A 16,474-nucleotide genomic window follows, 5' to 3' on the forward strand; every position below is an offset into this window, starting at 1 on the left:
GGAGTCCAGTCGAGCGTTCGAAACGGAGAGGGCGTCATGAGCAAGTACGGAATTGGCCAGCCGGTGTTGCGCTTCGAGGATCCGCGCCTGCTCCGTGGACAGGGCCGCTTCATCAACGACGTCAACATGCCTGGCCAGACCCATGCCGTCTTCGTTCGTTCGCCGCATGCGCACGCGAACATCCGGCGGATCGACACCAAAGCGGCAGCGGCGGCGCCCGGTGTCCTCGCCATCTATACAGGTCATGACGTGGTGGCAGATGGCCTTGGCATGCCCAAGGCCAACATGCCGAGAAAGCGGCCTGACGGTAAGCCGATGTTCGCCCCGCAGCGGCCGGCGCTGGTAACGGACCGTGTTCGCTACGTCGGCGATCCGGTGGCGATGATCATCGCGGAAACGCTGGCGGAAGCCAAGGACGCAGCCGAGCTGGTCGAGATCGACTATGAGCCGATCCCTTCGGTGACGCTGACCGACGATACGGTGAAGCCCGGCGCACCTGCGGTCTGGGACGATTGCCCGGACAACATCTCCAACTTCATCGAGCGTGGAAACAAGGCTGCGACCGAGGAGGCCATCAAGGGTGCCGCCAAGGTCATCAAGCGCCGCTACGTCATCACGCGCGTGCATGCCCAGTACATGGAGCCGCGCGGTACGCTTGGCGTCTACGACCAGGGCGAGGACCGCATGACCCTCTACGCCGACGTGCAGTATCCCCATCGCGTGCGCAACATGCTGGCGCAGAACGTGTTCCAGGTGCCCGAGAGCAAGATGCGGGTGATCACGGGCGATGTCGGCGGCGGCTTCGGCACCAAGGGCTGGCAGTATGTCGAGCATCGCCTGACGCTCTGGGCGGCACGCAAGCTGCTGCGGCCGGTCAAGTGGTGCTGCGAGCGCTCCGAGGCCGTGATGGCCGACGAGCATGGCCGCGACAATGTCGGCGAGATCGAGCTGGCGCTCGATGCCGACAACAGGTTCGTGGCGCTGCGCCTCAACATGCTGGCAAATATCGGCGCCTATGTCGGTTCCGACCGCAACCTGCTGTCGCCGTTCGGCATGATCGGCACGGTATTGGGCGTCTACCTGATCCCCAAGGCCTACATCAACGTGGTGGGCGTCCTCTCGAACACAAACCCGACAGCGCCCTATCGCGGCGCCGGCCGGCCGGAGGCGATCTATCTGATCGAGCGGCTGATCGACGATGCGGCGCGCGAGCTGGGCATCGACCGGGTCGAGCTGCGGCGCAAGAACATGCTGGCCGAATCGGCGCTGCCGTACCAGAGCCCCGTGGGGCCGTTCTACGACTGCGGCGAGTTCGAGAAGAACATGGACATGGCGCTGAAGCTCGCCGACGTGGCGGGGTATCCCGCGCGTGCCGAAGAGTCGAAGAAGCGCGGCAAGCTCCGCGGGCTCGGGATCATCAACGCCATCGAGCAGGCGGCCGGCACCGCCCAGCCCGAATATGCCGAAATCCGCTTCAATCCGGCGGGCACGGCGACGCTGCTGATGGGCACCAAGGCGCAGGGCCAGGGCCACGAGACGATGTTCAAGCAGATCCTGAACGAGCGACTGGGTATCGATCCTCACGACGTGCAGTTCATCGACGGCGACACGGACCGCGTTGCCTTCGGCATGGGCACCAACGGCTCGCGCTCGACGGTGCTGGGCGGCTCGGCGCTGTTCATGGCGGCGGAGAAGGTGATCGAGAAGGGCAAGCGGCTGGCCGGCCATCTTCTGGAAGCGGGTGAGCAGGACATCGAGTTCGCCGAGGGCGTCTTCAAGATCAAGGGCACCGACAAGACCGTGACGCTGAAGGCGGTCGCGATGGCCGCCTTCAACCCGACCAAATGGCCGAAGACCGGCTTCGAGGGCGGTCTCTATGAGAATGCCACCTATCTCGGTGAGAAAGACACCTATCCCAACGGCTGCCACATCTGCGAGGTCGAGGTCGATCCCGATACCGGCGAGGTGAAGCTCGAGCGCTATGCCGTGGTCGACGATGTCGGCACGGTGATGAACCCGATCGGCCTCAAGGGCCAGATCCATGGCGGCGTGGCGCAGGGGGTTGGCCAGATCCTGGGCGAGCAGGTGATCTGGGATCGCGAGAGCGGCCAGCTCCTGACCGCGAGCTTCCTCGACTACACGATGCCGCGCGCCGACATGATGTGCAGCATGGAGGTCAAATCCAACCCGGTTCCGACCAAGTACAACCCGCTGGGAGCCAAGGGCGCGGGCGAGGCGGGCACGGTGGGCGCCATGCCCGTGGTCATGAATGCCGTGATCGATGCGCTGGCGCCGCTCGGTGTTCGCGACATGGTCATGCCGGCCACGGCGGAGAATGTCTGGCGCGCCATCCAGGCGGCAAAGGGAGCGTAGGCCGATGGGACAGATCGTCGGTGCGGCTGTCGTTTCGCACCATCCCGGCCTGGTGCAACCCAAGGAGATACGTGTGCAGCGCGGCAACGGCCGCGATTCGGACCTGATCGAAGGCTTCGGCCGCGTTCGCGCGAAGATCGATGAGGTGAAGCCCGACACGTTCGTGCTGTTCGACACGCACTGGCTCACCACGTCGCTGCATCTCGTGGCGGGCGCGGCGCACTACAAGGGCACCTACACGTCCGACGAGCTGCCGTTCTCGATGACGCGCTTCCCGTACGATCACGCCGGCGCGCCGGCGCTGGCCGCCGAAGTCGAGAGGGTGGCTGCGGAAAAGAAGGTCGCGGCGCGCAATGTCGTCGAGGAGACTCTGCCGCTGCATTACCCGACGCTCAACGTGATCCACTATCTCGGGCGTGGGGAAAAGGTCCTGAGCGTCGGCCTGTCAGACCGCCAGGCTGAAGCACTTCCTGCAGATGGGCGAGGTGATCGGCGAGGCGATCCGCCGTTCGGATGCGAGGGCCGTGCTGCTGGCCTCGGGCGCGATGAGTCACAAGTTCTACGACCTCGACCACGTGCCGCCCAATCCGCGCGTCTGGCATCCCGACAATGTGTCGGAGCCCGCGAATCGCGCGCTCGACATGGAAGTCCTGGAACTCTGGAAGCAGGGGCGGCACGACACCGTACTCGACCGTTTTCCGGAGCTGGAAGCGGCCAAATACGAAGGTCACGGCGCGCACTACGCGCAGATGATGGGGGCGCTGGGCGGCAGGGATTGCCGTGCCCGCGGCACGCAGCTCTCGGAGTACGAGAACGCGGCCGGCACCGGCAATGTGCATGTCTGGTTCGATGTTCAGTGAGGGGAGTTAAGTGAAATGAGTGTTCTCGAGGGACCGCGCAAGGAAGTCCGCCACGTCATCAAGGACGGCAGCGCCTATTGGGTCGAGTTCAAGGATGGCAGGATCGTCTTCGCCGACGGCCGGACCGCCGACGAGAAGGACGTGGTGCATCTGCCGCCCTGCACTCCGACCAAGATCCTGTGCGTCCATGTGAACTACATCTCGCGCTACTACGAGTTCAACAACACGCACACGCCGCCCAAGACGCCGACCTACTTCCAGAAGCCGCTGACGGCGCTCAACGCCCACAAGGGCGAACTGGTGAAGCCCCAGGGCTACAAGTACGTGAATTACGAGGGCGAGATGGCCGTGGTCTTTTCCAAGGTCACCAAGAACGTGAGCCGCGAGGAAGTCTGGGACTGTATCGCCGGCTTCGCGCCGGCCAACGATTTCGGCTGCCATGATTTCCGCGACACCGACGGCGGCTCCATGCTGAGGGTCAAGGGCATGGACGGCTTCTGCCCGATCGGGCCGGGGCTCGTGTCGGGCGTCGATGTGCGGCAGTCGACGCTGCGCAGCTACAAGAACGGCAAGATGGTGCAGGAGGGCGCGGTCAGCGAGCAGATCTTCGACTGTGGCTATCTGATCGCCGACCTCGCGCGCCACATTACCTTCCTGCCGGGGGATATCCTCTTGACCGGCACGCCCGCCAACTCCCGTCCGCTGGAGGCTGGCGACACGATCGACATCGAGGTGACGGGTGTTGGCCGCCTCTCGAACACGGTCGTCGAGGCGCCGGCGCCGCGCGCGCCCGAGGGCTTTCCGCCCAGCCCCGATAGCGAGGGCGTGCGCAGGGTGGCGCTCGGCAACGAGGAGCGCCTGCCGGACAAGTTCAAGGCGAAATAGCACGGAGGTGGCAGCCACCGCTTACGGGTCGGCAACGTACCCGGGGCGGGGCTGCACCCCACACCGCTGGGGCTGAGTTCAAGTGTTGGACAATCCCCTTTGTGGTCGCCAGAATGATACGCGTTGGCGGTTGAGCAAGCAGCGGTACCTACAGGGGCAACGGCGTCGATGAAGGGGATTCTGTTAGCGGGTGGATTGGGGACCCGGCTGTACCCTGTGACGTCCGTCGTATCGAAGCAACTCCTGCCCGTCTTCGATAAGCCGATGATCTACTACCCGCTTTCGACCCTGATGTTCGCGGGCATACGAGAGATTCTGATCATCTCGACGCCGCGAGACATGCCGCTCTTTCAGAGTCTCCTGGGCGATGGCACGCAGTGGGGGCTCGAGTTCTCCTATGCCTCTCAGGCGACACCGCGCGGGCTCGCGGACGCTTTCATCGTGGGGCGTGACTTTGTCGGTTCCGACCGGGTCGCCCTCATTCTCGGGGACAATATCTTCTACGGGCACGGGCTGGTCGACACCCTGGCAGGGGCCGTGAACCGTCAGCAGGGCGGGACGGTGTTCGCCTATACGGTGACGGACCCGGAGCGATACGGGGTGGTGGAGCTCGATGCCGCGGGACGCGCGCTCTCGATCGAAGAGAAGCCGGTCCATCCAAAGTCGAACTACGCGGTCACCGGTCTCTACTTCTACGACAACCGGGTGCTCGATATCGCAAGCGCGCTCAAGCCGTCGGCGCGGGGCGAGATCGAGATCACCGACATCAACCGCGCGTACATGGAACAGGGGCAGCTGTTCGTCGAGATTCTGGGACGTGGCTTTGCCTGGCTCGACACCGGGACCCACGAGTCCCTGACGGAAGCCAGTCAGTTCGTGCAGATTCTCATGCAGCGCCAGGGGCTGCGCATCTCCTGCCCGGAAGAGATTGCGCTGAGGCTTGGGTACATAACTCCCGATGCTTTTCTGAGATTGGCGGCTCTTTCCGAGAAGAGCCCCTATGGCCAGTATCTTCTTGCAGTGTACGGTAATTTTGTTGGCAGAAGAGAGCCGTTAAAGGCCACATAGGCCTTCGTCCTGATCGCCCCGGGCGCCCGCCGCGCAGGAAGTGGGGCCCTACGACCGTGCCCGGCGTCGCGTCCGGCAGAAAGCGTCAGGCATCGAACATCGAGTTGCGAAATCGCACGATCAGCTGCATCAGGTCGAGGTACTTGTCCCGGATGACGCTGGGAGCATGGCGCCTCCACATCTCGACCTGAAGAGTGGTCACGTAGGCCGCGCGCCGATCGCTGTCGGACAGCATTTCCACGGCCAGATCGATGTCCGGGGACGCGTCGATGGCGAACTCCCCGAAGCCTGCGGCCTCCAGGATCTCGATGCAGGAGGGCGAACCGCTGATCAGCGTGGGAACTCCGTGCATGGTGGCTGTGACAAAGCGGTTCGGGCTTTTGCTTGCCTCATCCAGCGCATGCGATACGACGCACAATTCCGCAGAAGCCATCGCTTCACGAATGGCCTCTGGCGACCAAGGCATGCAGTACTTCGAATACTCGGGATAGTGCTCGGCAATCGCACGGGGGCTCGTCACCAGAATGGGCTCATAGCCATGGCGCACCGCCAGATGATCTATGATCCAGCGCGCGCTATCGAAGTTGCCTCGTCGTGTGTGCCCGAACCATAGGAGGCGACGCGAGCCAGGTTCGGTGACGGGAGAGGGTGTAGCGCCATAATCCACAAGCTCAGGGATGTGATAGCAAGGCTTCTCCGGGAACCGCTCCAGGATTTCATCGCGAAGCTGTTGTGTCGGCACGATCAGAACATTGGCTCGATCGATCGTTTCGAGGCACCGGATGCGCGCACGAAGCACGCCTTCTTCGGTCCGAAAGATGCTGTCGGTTTCGAAGAACCGATCGCAGATGTCGTAGACGATGAATTGATCCGGATTGCTCGAAATCGCCCGGAATGTCTGATCGCTGCAAAGTTGTACAATGACGGCGATGTCGCACTCCGGGTGGTACCCGGTGCTCACCTTCCAGAATGGATCGTCTTCGAGCAGGTCGACGATGTACTGCGCTCGCAAGCGAGAAGTCGCGTACTCCTCCATCGGATAGACTACGCTCATATTTGTCAGAACTGGTTCGTGACGGCGCCCCGAAACAGCAGGCCTGCGGATTTCAGCTTCCAGCCTCTCGATTCTCGGTTGGGAACCGGCCTTCGGCTCGTGATGCGTCAGCCACCGGACATGGTCCGGGTTTGGCACCATCTTCCCTCCGGCTTCTTTGATGAGGCCGTCGAGGCACTGACGATCAGGATCCGGGGCCTGCCGGAGGATGGCGGTGAACTTCAGCTGGATTCCGTGGCGCTTTTCATTGGTTCGGAACGGGATCGAAAATTCGATCGTAAGCTGGCAGGCCCGTTCACGCTGGGGCCGTCGTGGCAGGAAGTCGTGGTCGATGCATCGGGCATCGAACCGAACACCGAAGAAGGGCGTCTCATTTCCCTGAGGTTCTCGGGCCGCGGAACTATCGAGGTCGACTATTGCCGAGCCGACCGGGGGCTTGGCGCAGGTGCCTGGGGGGCCGCCAAGGCATTGGCCGGCAAGGTCATGAGGCTGCGACGCAAGCGGCGCTTGCGCAACGCCACGGCTCTCGTTCCGATACCTGCGGACGTGGTTCCAGCGCGACGGGTTACGCCCGAGATCTCGCCTGCGATCTCTGAGGACTCGATGGCATTGGTTGCGAGAGAGGCCGGGGGCGGTCTGCCCGGCAGGACTGCATCGTCACCCCCGAGCGATCAATCAGGCAGGGACGAGATCAAGGAACTGCGGCGTGCGATCAAGAAATTGACCGGGTCAATGGATGTATCCGCTGCGCAGATTCGCCGACTGACGGAAGTGATGGAGATCGTGCTCCAGCGCCTGGACGCTGTCCCGCAGGGGGGCGTTCCGGGTGCAGCGCCGGCCATGCCTCTTGGCGCCGCGCCCCTGGTGGCGCCCTCGACCCTCCGGACGCAGAAGCAGGCGGGTCGCGTCGAAGCAGGCGAGGCCGCGGCCGCCCAGACGAAGACGATCAATTGGGTCATCGGGCCCCCCGACAATATCGGCTGGGCCTATGGCAACAACGCCAAGCGGCTGGCGGGACGGCTCGGCGACTACAAGCACGTCATTTCCGCCCAGACTCCCTCGGACGTGGCCATCTACTTCGATGCGCTCGTTGCGGAGCGCTATCCCGTCGAGGCGCGCAAATCCATTCTGCGTATTGGCGGCCCCCGCCCGCTCGACCGGTTGTACGGGGACGACCTGGAGGCGATGCGTCGCGCCTTTTCCAAGTTCGACGCGGTCATTGCCCTGAGCGCGGAGTTGTACTTCCGGGCGCTCCGAGCCCACGACAACGTCTACCTCATTCCGAACGCGCTCGATCTCAAGGAGTGGCATCCCACCCGGCGCAAGCGCGACGACCATGCGCCGTTCACGGTGGGTTTTGCCGCAAGTTTGAAATCCTCGGCCGAGGCGGAGGTCAAGGGGCGTGCGATTGCAGAGGGAGCTGTCGAGCGGGTCGGCGCCCGGATGCTCCTCACCAGCAAGGGCGGCGGCGCGCAGATACCTCATGATCGCATGATCAAGGACTTCTACTCCAAGATTGATGTTCTCATTCACCCGGTGGCACCGGGCCGCGAAGGGACGTCGAACGTCGTTATGGAGGCCCTGGCCCTGGGCGTGCCGGTGCTTACAACCCAGCATTGCGGATTTCACGGCGAATTCCTGGTCGACGGCCAGAGTGCTCTCGTGCGCGAACGCGATGAATCCTCTTTCGCGGAAGCGCTCACGCTCGTGCAGCGTGACGAGCGACTCCGTCGCCGGCTCGTTGCCGAGGGGCGTGCCTTTGCGGAACGACATCACAACCTGAAGACGGCCAGCAGAGCCTATTCAAGGGTCATCTCGGACGTTTTTGCGCCTGCTTCCGCCGCACCTGTCGAGCCAAAGAGGGTCTGCTTCGCTCCTTTCTGGGAGCCCGCGGAAAACTTCGGCTCCTCGCGCCTGCGCGCGAAGTATCCTGCCGAGTTTCTCGCCCAGAACGATCGCTTCGAGATCGCGATGGGCTACGATTCGGTGGCAGACATTGCCATCGTCGTACAGATGTGTACGCACGATGTGATGTCGAAGCTGCACGCGAACCAGGATCAGTTCGTCGTCTACGACGTCTGCGACCGATACTACGAGAACCCCAGGCTCTTTGCTCACGTCAGCCCGCCGATCGATTCGCTCTCGCGTTTCCACGAGCTTTGCGAGCGGGCCGACCTCATCCTGGTGCCGAGCCGGGAGCTGAAGGCGCAGATTGCGGCGCGGTTCCCGGACAAGGCGGTGAAGTTCCTGCCGGAGCCGGTCGACTACGGGGCGACGCCGCTGGCGCCGAAGGTGTCGGAGAAGAAGGTCGTCCTCTGGTACGGCAATCCGGACCGGGGGAATTTCGACAGCGCCAAAGCGATGATCGAGCATCTTCGGGACAGGCACGGCTACGAACCGCTCATCGTGTCGCGAACCAGCTTCTTCAAGAAATACCCCGAGTTTCTGCCGTTTTGCCGCGATTGGTCGATGGAGGCGATGGAAGAGGCGTTCAGCGTGGCCTCGCTCTGTGTCGTCGCCTATGACGAGAGCGAGCAGACGAAGAGTCCGAATCGTTTCGTCGCGGCGATGATGCATGGTGTCCCGACGCTCGTGAAAGGTTCGCCGGCCTGTAGCGAGATCCTGGTCGAGACCGGTCAGACATTCGCGAGCGTCGACACGCTCGAGCGGCTGGATCACGCGCTGAGCAACCTGCAGAGCGAGGAGTTCCGCGAACTCTATGTCCAGCGGGTCCAGAGGCACCTGAACCAGACCGTTGGCGAAAAAGCGATATCGGAGGCCTATTCGGAACTGTTCAGGAATCACACGTTCAAGCGCAGTATTTTTTCCGCCGGCCCGCGGCGCGTTGCATTCATTTCGCACAACCTGTCGATCGGCGAAGGTGCGCCCTGGAGCCTGTTTGAGCTGGTGGACGGTCTACGGGATCGCGGGATCGAGCCTCACGTATTCGCGCCGGCGTCGGGTCCGCTCCTGAACCAGTATCTCCAGGCCTCCATTCCTGTGGAAGTTTTTGAGCCGGTTGCCAGGCACTCGGTGAAGGTACTGAATTCCCGCTATGGCGCGGTTGCGGAGAAGTTCACGGAGTTCCTGAAGCAGTCGAGGATCGAGGCCGTCGTCTGCAATACCGTCAAGGCGGCCCCTTTTGCCGAGATGGCGCGGCGAGCCGGTATTCCGTCTGCGGTCATCGTGCGGGAGTCCTACACCGCCCCAGAACGATTTTCCTATCTGGACGGAGAGGCCAAGCTCGCCGGCATGACCGGACTCTCAAACGCCGAGCATATCGTCTTCGTCGCCAATAGCAGCCGGGAGTTCTGGACGGATCAGCCCTTCAGCGGCGCCGTTCATATCATTCCCAACGGCATCTCCCAGGCGAGGTTCGCGAAGGAGATGGAGACCCCGAAGCTCGATGCGCGAAAGCAGCTTGGCCTTCCACAGGACGCGGTGATCGCTCTGTGCGTGGGAACGATCAATACCCGCAAGGGTCAGCGCGAACTCGTCGAATGGTACGCCACGCTTGCGCCCGATGTGCGCAACCGGACGCATCTTGTTTTTCTGGGAGCAGTGCAGAACGTGCATCTGCGCGACTTCCAGCGGGTCACCGATTCGTTGCCCGAGGACATCCAGGACAAGATCACCGTGATCGAGGCGACGCCGCAGGTCAGCCTGTACTATCGCGCCGCCGACATCTGCCTGCTCAATTCCACGTCGGAAGCCTATCCTCGATGCATCGTCGAGGCGCTGTGTTTTGGGTTGCCGGTACTTTCCACGCGGGTTTTCGGCGTGAACGAACAGGTCACGCACGGCCAGGCGGGCTTCCTTTACGATTTCGGCGACATGGAGGCCTGGAAGCAGTATTTTTCCCGCCTCGTCGAGAACGACGACGAGCGGCAGGCGATGGGCCAGGCGGCAGGTCGTTCCTTCTGGAAGCTCACGGGCTACGCGGAGATGCTGCTTGCCTATAAGTCGATCATTGCCGATCTGGTGGATTCGGCTGCCAGGTCACGTTAGTGCATGCAGGGGCCGCCGGTGTCGATGACGATGGATACTCAAGACTCTTCGGAAGCGACGGACTCGGCGGGAACACCGGTTAAGACGCCGTCTGGCCTGATCGCCGAGCTGGTGCCCCTCGTCGAAAAGGCGAAGGAGGTTCGTCGCGCCTCGACTGCCGAAGCACTGCTCTTCAACTATGTGCTCGCCAATGGCGCTCCCAAAGAGCGCAGTCTGCCGTCGCTCCTGCGCCTGTTCCAGGGCGCCGTCGATCTGGATCATGTCGAATTTCCGCTCCAGCTGAAGGCGTTTTGTCAGGGCAGGGATTTGCTTCACCTGGCGTGTGGACAGACCCTGCATTGCGTCGGGTTCCGGGCGCTGGGGGCGCGCAGCTATTCGGGTGTGGACGAAAACGTGTCCCTGGTCCGGAAGAAGTTTCGGAGCCGTATCAGCAAGCAAACGATCGACCTGGGATTGTCGCTCTCGGACGTGACCCGGCTGATTCCCGGCATAACTTTTCTCAAGAGCAATCGAATTACTCTTTCGGACGCCTTTGACGGAATCGTGCTGCAGGGGGCGCACAAGATCATCGATCTGGAGGGAACCCTCGCACAGTTGCACCGCGCCCTGCGTCCAAGAGGACAAATCTGGTTTTCTCACGACAATTTCTTTTCCTGGGGCGGGCATCAGAGCAATCCCAGGAGCCCGGGCCAGTATGATCCTGAAGACGCAGATCAGCAAGTTCTGGTGGACTGGGGGCATGTGACGTTCGACCCTCCGGAGGGGCACCGCTTCCGGACCTCACTCAATCGCTTGCGGATCGTCGACGTGCGCCGAATCGTGGATACGTATTTTGAAGTCGAGCAGTGGAAGGAAGTACCTGACAAGGCATCGATCGCGACAAGGCTCACTCCGGACCTGCGACGGAAGCTCAATGGCTATACCGACCAGGATCTGCTGACGAAGCAGGTCATCTGCAGGGCGACCAAGCGCATGTAGGCATTCCCTCTCGTCCGTCAAACGCGATCGACGCTGAGCTTGGCGGCCGTCCTGATGCCGCGACGACACACGCTGGGGGACGGCCAGGAAGAGGCCGGGCGCTCTCGGCGCCGGCTTATCCGGTGGCCGGAAGCGCGTAGTAGGAACGATACCACTCGACGAATCGGCGAACGCCTTCGTCGACCGAAACGGAGGGGCGATTGCCGGTGGCGGCCTCCAATGCCGACACGTCGGCCGAAGTGCGCAGAACATCCCCCGACTGCATCGGCAGGAATCTGAGGTTGGCCTTCCTGCCCACGCATTTCTCGATCACTTCGATGTAACGCATGAGATTGACGGGGCTTGAATTCCCGATGTTGTAGATTCTCCAAGGTGCAACGCCGCTCGACGCCGGGTGCGGGGCATCGCTGGACCAGGACGGATCTTTGCCAGGAATGACGTCGAGGATGCTGACGATTCCATTCACCACGTCGTCGACGTAGGTGAAATCACGCTCCATGTTGCCGCCGTGATAAACATCGATCGGTTCGCCGTTGAAAATGCCGCGCGTGAACTTGAACATCGCCATGTCAGGCCGTCCCCACGGCCCATAGACCGTGAAGAAGCGCAAACCCGTCATCGGAATGTTGAACAAATGGCTGTAGCTGTGAGCCATGAGCTCGTTTGCGCGCTTGGTCGCGGCGTAGATCGAGAGCGGGTGGTCGGCCCCGTGTCGCTCCGAAAACGGCATGGTCGAGTTGGCGCCGTACACCGAGGAGGTCGAAGCGTAGACGAGATGGCGCACGTCGTGCCGGCGACATCCTTCCAGGATCGACAGAAACCCCTCGATGTTGCTGTGCGTGTATCCGCGCGGATGATCTAGGCCGTATCGCACCCCCGGCTGACCCGCCAGATGCACGACTCGGCCGGGGCGGTGCCGCTTGAACAATTCGGCGGCTGCAGATCCATCGGCCAGATCAAGTTCCGCATCGACGTAGTTCGGGTGGGCGAGAAGTCGGGCACGGCGAGCACGCTTCAGTGCGACATCATAGTATGGCGTGAGATTATCCACTCCAACTACGTGCTCACCCTGCGAAAGAAGTCGGAGGGCAACATGACTGCCGATAAAACCAGCAGTCCCCGTAACCAGGATAGGAGCAGAAGCGTCATTCATGGAGTTGCGGCCAGCGTGGAACGAGGCAGACAGCCTTGTCCCACAGCACTACCGGCGGATCAACAACGCGTAAGGTTGGCATCGCTAAAATGACGCGACGACAGTTTCCTTGTGAGGCATTCGCACGTCGTCGAGAGGGACTTGTCTCAATGCGACAAATCGAGCCCGCCTGCATTCGTCACCGCCCCGATCGCGCGAGCATCTCTGTCCCTGTTGACGCAGCTTCAAACGGAAGCAAGGGTGCCATCTCCCAAGATGACGGCTAGAGGGCGAGGAGGCGTTGATGGCCAACATTCGTCGCAGAACGGTTCTTAAGTCATTCGGCGCAGTTGCCTCCACGGCGCTCGGTTCAACCAGCGCACAGTCGGCGCCGCCCATCGTTCAGTCAGAGCTCACTCCGCAGCAGTTCGGGGCGAGCGGTGGTGACGCCACAGCCGACACATTGGGCTGGAACCGGGCTGTTGCGGAAGGGGCGCGGCTTGGCCGGCCCGTCATGGCAAGCGGCACCTACGTATTGCGCGCGCCAGCGAAGAGCCGTTGGAACTGGTTCAGGCGGCCATCCGCAACTACGCACGTGGCGGTCCAACTCCACAGCCACACCCGTATCTTTGCAAAGAATTGCACAATACTCGTCGGGCGCCCTGAGGTGCCGCCGATCTCCAAGGATGAGCGACACATCCTCTTCGGCACGGATGAAAGTATCGAGTCGGGCGCCTTGACCGACATCGAATTCGAGGGATTGACCTTCGACTTCCGAGAGGAGTTCGGGCCGGTTCACTCCTTCACCTACGCCGTCGGGATTGTGGGTGTCGACGATTTCAAGCGTCGTAACGTTACGGTAACCTCGACCGGTACGCTGGCCGGCCGCGGACTGCTTTCGCAGAATACGCGACGGCGCACCGATATCGGCCTCAAGCATGTCAACATCGTCCAGGGTATCTATACCCGATACGAGACCGGTGTCGTGATGCGGGATATCTCGTTCGACAAGTTCAATGAAGCGTTGGATTTCGACGGTCCGTGTTCCGACGTCACGCTGGATGGCTTGCAGTTCAGGAATGGGTTCAGGGAGGCGCAATGTATCGATACCGCCGCCGGCGATCGATGGACCATTTCAGGTGTGAGAGCGGAGAATACCGGCCCGATCGTCATGATCTACGTGAAGGCAAATGGCTGGCCGACTTACCGGCAATGGCTCGAGAACGGTGACAAGCACCCGGCAACGTTCGTCGTACCGTCCAATTGGACGGTTCGCGACGTCTGGGGGCGCAATGTCGGCGGGACATTGAAGTCTCGAGGAGAGACGTTGGGTGAAAGTCTTCGGGTTGGTACCTACCGCAACGAACACTGGTTCAAAAGGCAGCGCGGCGGGCCGAGCCCCAAGAACATCACGATCGAGAACTGGACGCTCGAGAACAGTGCCCCGATCGCGGTCAACGACTGCGAGAACCTCACTATGAAGAACATCGTAATGTCGGATCCGCGGACCTTGGATGACAAGGAGGCGGGCGCGGCCCTCGTACTGCGCGAACCCAAACCCGATTTCGGCGGGCAGGTTACCGGCTCTGTCTCGGATGTCACCATCAGAAACTCTCGCGGCATGGGCGTAAGTGCGGTCGCGGGCCGGGGACTAAGGCTCGATAACATCACGGTGGACGGCTACAATTTGAGTGGCGGCCAGCAGACGAATGCGGGCATCCGCCTTCGCTCCCGCCCAGGCGGGTACGACAGGCCCGAACTCGGTCGCACCGCAATCAAGGGCGGCAAGGGAAATGACCTGGACAGTTCTTCAAAGTAAGGCAGACGTGGCGGTGCGTACTAATAGGTCGGGAGTCTGACCCTGAAGGAGGAGGCTTCGTATTTCGAACAAGAAGCGTCTCTTCATTCACTTTCTCGAAGGCGACGTAGACCTCAGTACAAGAACGTCTATTTCGCCGAATCGAGAAGCTCCTCATCGCACACTACCGCCACAGCCTTTTCGCGCTGGGTAAAGAAATCGCTATCCTTGGATGGGCGTAGCGGCGGGGCAGAGCGGGCAGGTGCATCTGTGGCATGGCGGAAGAAAAGCCGCATCACATGCTCTACGCCTTCCTCGGTAATGTCTCGCAGGTCCTCCGAAAAATACGCTCCTCGGCTGAAGTTGCCGGTGATGATCTCATAGGAGGGGTAATAGGCAGTGGCTTGGTGTTTGTCCGCGATTTCTTGTGCCGCGACACGGAGAACAGACTTCGAATAGGTCGTTGATTGCAATACGTGTCGATCCAGCGCCGTCGCGATCAAGGGCACCGGTGACACAGTCAGGATTATTCGACTTCGGGGATTGATCTTGCGCAGTTCGTCGAGGAACACATCGAAGTTCGCGACAATGTCCCCAACGGTCTCATTGACAAATCCATGTTCATTTTGATCGAAGGTCCCGCCTGCTACCCCAGGGCAAACGGGATAGGCGACTCCGTCTCGATTGTTTACGAATCCCTCGGTCAACCCAAGTGTGAAAATAAACACATCAAGCTCAGCGAACATTCTGCGTGTAGCAGCGAAGTGATATTCGCGATCCCGCTTGTACTCAGCTAGGGAGCTGAAGCCGTTTGGCTGGATGTTTGGCCGATAGGGATCAATATACCGGCCCGAAGAAGTCCAGACGTCGTCGATCGGATGAAGCATGCCAAACGCTCTCTGAAAGAGCTGCAGAAGCTGCCGGGATGTATAAATATTGCCATAGCGCGCGGAAAAGACGCCGTAATTGTATTCCTTGTTAGTCTCCGCACCGAGCAGCGGGTGCCCGGGTTCCGTCACCAAATATGTGAACCCCCCTGAGCTCAAGCGGCGTGCCAGATGCTGTGCAAAGCAACTGCCCGCTGTTGCCACTTTGTCCGTTGCTGTAAGTCGAAACGGAAAAGATCCGACCGGGTCTACTTCACCGTATGGTACGCCCGAGATCGATCTCCGCCAGTAGCGATAGTTCGGCGCGTTCGTATATGCCAGCAGTACCGCGGGAGAGCGTTTGAGGGCGGGCGGGAGCGCCTGATGATACTCAAATGCCGCTGCCGGGCCTTTTAGCTTGCTCAATGCTTCGATCTTGATCGCAGTCTCGACAGGCTCATTCCGTCCGCGATTCAATATTCTGTCGACTGTCTGGTCTACCTTGCTCCAGTTCCCGTAAGATCGTTGGACCAGTGCCTCCCAGGGGGCCAGGTGCTGGCTGCTACTCTCGATTTCCTTGAGGCTCGCTAGCCACCTCTCGGCAATTTCAGGCATGTCGGCTGCGGTAGCCATTTCGATGGCTGAGCGCAGAATATCTCGGCGAAGCGCGATGTCCTTCATTCGCCCGCTGGACACCAGGATGCTCGCTGCGGCGTACGAGGCTAGCATTGCGCCTGCATGGTGATTATGGCGAGCGAGGGCCTGAGATAGCCCGTACCAGAAGCGTGCTGAAGACCGGGTTAAAAAGAACCGTCTTGATATTCTTGAGTACCGGAATAGTTCCGCGGTGATTGAGCCAAACAGCAGCGTGGTCTTGAGCAACACCACGTTGGCATCCACTCTGCGACAATTGATTGCTCAATATCAGACTGATTTGGCGGCGGTGCTGAGTGGCGGAGTTGGCCAAAATGCATCCCAAGTTCAGAGTCTTCGATTGCGGATCAAGGCAACCCAAGAGCAACTCAAGGCCGTCGAGGCTGAGGTGCGGAGTGCCAAGCAAGGGGATCAGTCCTTATCCGAAGTTGTTGGTCGCTACGAGCAACTAGATGCTGAGCGGCAATTTGCGCTCGCAATGCTTACCTCCACAATGCAATCTCTGGAGCAGGCGAGGTCCAATTCGATGGCGCGGCGGCTGTTCGTCGTGCCGTATGTTCGACCCGCTCTTCCCGAGAGTTCGACGTACCCGAATCGTCCCCTCGCCATCGCAACGGTTGGCGGGGCGTGTTTGCTGCTATGGGTGATTGCCTTGTTGTTGGGGCGGTCGATTCGAGAGCATCTGGCGTGAACGATAGGCATTTCTCATATGCCCCTCCGCAAGAGACTCACCGTGGCTTACGGTTCTCGAAGTACCAGCTGATTGCAATCGTCGTAACGACGATTCCTATCCCGAGT

Annotated in this window: 11 protein-coding genes and 1 pseudogene; 9 read left to right on the forward strand and 3 right to left on the reverse strand. The window is 61.2% G+C overall.

Annotation, left to right across the window (positions count from 1 at the left end):
* Positions 1-36 precede the first annotated feature (36 nt).
* The 5 genes and pseudogenes from ACP15H_RS05765 to rfbA all read left to right on the forward strand — a co-directional run bounded on the left by ACP15H_RS05765 (position 37) and on the right by rfbA (position 5,186).
* Positions 37-2,373, forward strand: coding sequence for a xanthine dehydrogenase family protein molybdopterin-binding subunit (locus ACP15H_RS05765; protein WP_425065253.1), 2,337 nt, complete (start codon positions 37-39; stop codon positions 2,371-2,373).
* Positions 2,374-2,377: 4 nt separating this feature from the next.
* A pseudogene (locus ACP15H_RS05770) lies at positions 2,378-2,740 on the forward strand (hypothetical protein); the annotation flags it as partial.
* Between the two features lie 91 nt (positions 2,741-2,831).
* A complete protein-coding gene (locus ACP15H_RS05775; RefSeq protein ID WP_425069863.1) occupies positions 2,832-3,233 on the forward strand; it encodes a hypothetical protein in 402 nt (133 codons plus the stop codon).
* A gap of 15 nt (positions 3,234-3,248) precedes the next feature.
* A complete protein-coding gene (locus ACP15H_RS05780) occupies positions 3,249-4,118 on the forward strand; it encodes a fumarylacetoacetate hydrolase family protein (RefSeq protein ID WP_425065254.1) in 870 nt (289 codons plus the stop codon).
* Between the two features lie 168 nt (positions 4,119-4,286).
* A complete protein-coding gene (gene rfbA, locus ACP15H_RS05785; RefSeq protein WP_425065255.1) occupies positions 4,287-5,186 on the forward strand; it encodes a glucose-1-phosphate thymidylyltransferase RfbA in 900 nt (299 codons plus the stop codon).
* Positions 5,187-5,271: 85 nt separating this feature from the next.
* Here rfbA and ACP15H_RS05790 read toward each other — a convergent pair whose 3' ends face one another.
* Complete coding sequence (locus tag ACP15H_RS05790; protein ID WP_425065256.1) at positions 5,272-6,381, reverse strand: hypothetical protein; 1,110 nt, start codon at positions 6,379-6,381, stop codon at positions 5,272-5,274.
* Here ACP15H_RS05790 and ACP15H_RS05795 point away from each other — a divergent pair.
* Together ACP15H_RS05795 and ACP15H_RS05800 are read left to right on the forward strand one after the other, a co-directional pair.
* The gene (locus ACP15H_RS05795) at positions 6,361-10,248 is read left to right on the forward strand and encodes a glycosyltransferase (RefSeq protein WP_425065257.1); all 3,888 of its coding nucleotides are present in this window, start codon (positions 6,361-6,363) and stop codon (positions 10,246-10,248) included. The genes ACP15H_RS05790 and ACP15H_RS05795 overlap by 21 nt on opposite strands.
* Positions 10,249-10,266: 18 nt before the next feature.
* On the forward strand, positions 10,267-11,226 hold the full coding sequence (locus ACP15H_RS05800) for a hypothetical protein (RefSeq protein WP_425065258.1): 960 nt from the start codon (positions 10,267-10,269) through the stop codon (positions 11,224-11,226).
* A gap of 115 nt (positions 11,227-11,341) precedes the next feature.
* Here the strand turns inward: ACP15H_RS05800 and ACP15H_RS05805 are convergent, their stop codons facing one another.
* Positions 11,342-12,379 (reverse strand): NAD-dependent epimerase/dehydratase family protein, encoded by a 1,038-nt coding sequence (locus ACP15H_RS05805; RefSeq protein WP_425065259.1) that lies wholly within the window; start codon positions 12,377-12,379, stop codon positions 11,342-11,344.
* A 283-nt stretch (positions 12,380-12,662) separates the two neighbouring features.
* On the opposite strand from ACP15H_RS05805, the gene ACP15H_RS05810 reads away from it, so the two are divergent.
* Positions 12,663-14,177, forward strand: a complete 1,515-nt coding sequence (locus tag ACP15H_RS05810) for a hypothetical protein (protein ID WP_425065260.1) — start codon at positions 12,663-12,665, stop codon at positions 14,175-14,177.
* 128 nt (positions 14,178-14,305) lie between these two features.
* On the opposite strand, the gene ACP15H_RS05815 is transcribed toward ACP15H_RS05810, so the two are convergent.
* Positions 14,306-15,922 (reverse strand): GSCFA domain-containing protein, encoded by a 1,617-nt coding sequence (locus ACP15H_RS05815; RefSeq protein WP_425065261.1) that lies wholly within the window; start codon positions 15,920-15,922, stop codon positions 14,306-14,308.
* Here ACP15H_RS05815 and ACP15H_RS05820 point away from each other — a divergent pair.
* Positions 15,897-16,367 carry a hypothetical protein gene (locus ACP15H_RS05820; protein WP_425065262.1) on the forward strand — a complete coding sequence of 157 codons (471 nt, stop codon included), beginning with the start codon at positions 15,897-15,899 and terminating at the stop codon, positions 16,365-16,367. The two genes, ACP15H_RS05815 and ACP15H_RS05820, sit on opposite strands and share 26 nt — an antisense overlap.
* The last annotated feature ends 107 nt before the right edge of the window (positions 16,368-16,474 follow it).

Origin of the sequence: Reyranella sp. (assembly GCF_965249915.1) — a bacterium.
In the GTDB taxonomy this organism is placed as follows: domain Bacteria; phylum Pseudomonadota; class Alphaproteobacteria; order Reyranellales; family Reyranellaceae; genus Reyranella.

Coding starts and splice junctions, on each gene's coding strand:
- ACP15H_RS05805 (WP_425065259.1), bottom strand. CDS start 12,379: ATGAATGACGCTTCTGCTCCTATCCTGGTTACGGGGACTGCTGGTTTT.
- ACP15H_RS05795 (WP_425065257.1), top strand. CDS start 6,361: ATGGTCCGGGTTTGGCACCATCTTCCCTCCGGCTTCTTTGATGAGGCC.
- ACP15H_RS05790 (WP_425065256.1), bottom strand. CDS start 6,381: ATGGTGCCAAACCCGGACCATGTCCGGTGGCTGACGCATCACGAGCCG.
- ACP15H_RS05810 (WP_425065260.1), top strand. CDS start 12,663: ATGGCCAACATTCGTCGCAGAACGGTTCTTAAGTCATTCGGCGCAGTT.
- ACP15H_RS05780 (WP_425065254.1), top strand. CDS start 3,249: ATGAGTGTTCTCGAGGGACCGCGCAAGGAAGTCCGCCACGTCATCAAG.
- ACP15H_RS05765 (WP_425065253.1), top strand. CDS start 37: ATGAGCAAGTACGGAATTGGCCAGCCGGTGTTGCGCTTCGAGGATCCG.
- rfbA (WP_425065255.1), top strand. CDS start 4,287: ATGAAGGGGATTCTGTTAGCGGGTGGATTGGGGACCCGGCTGTACCCT.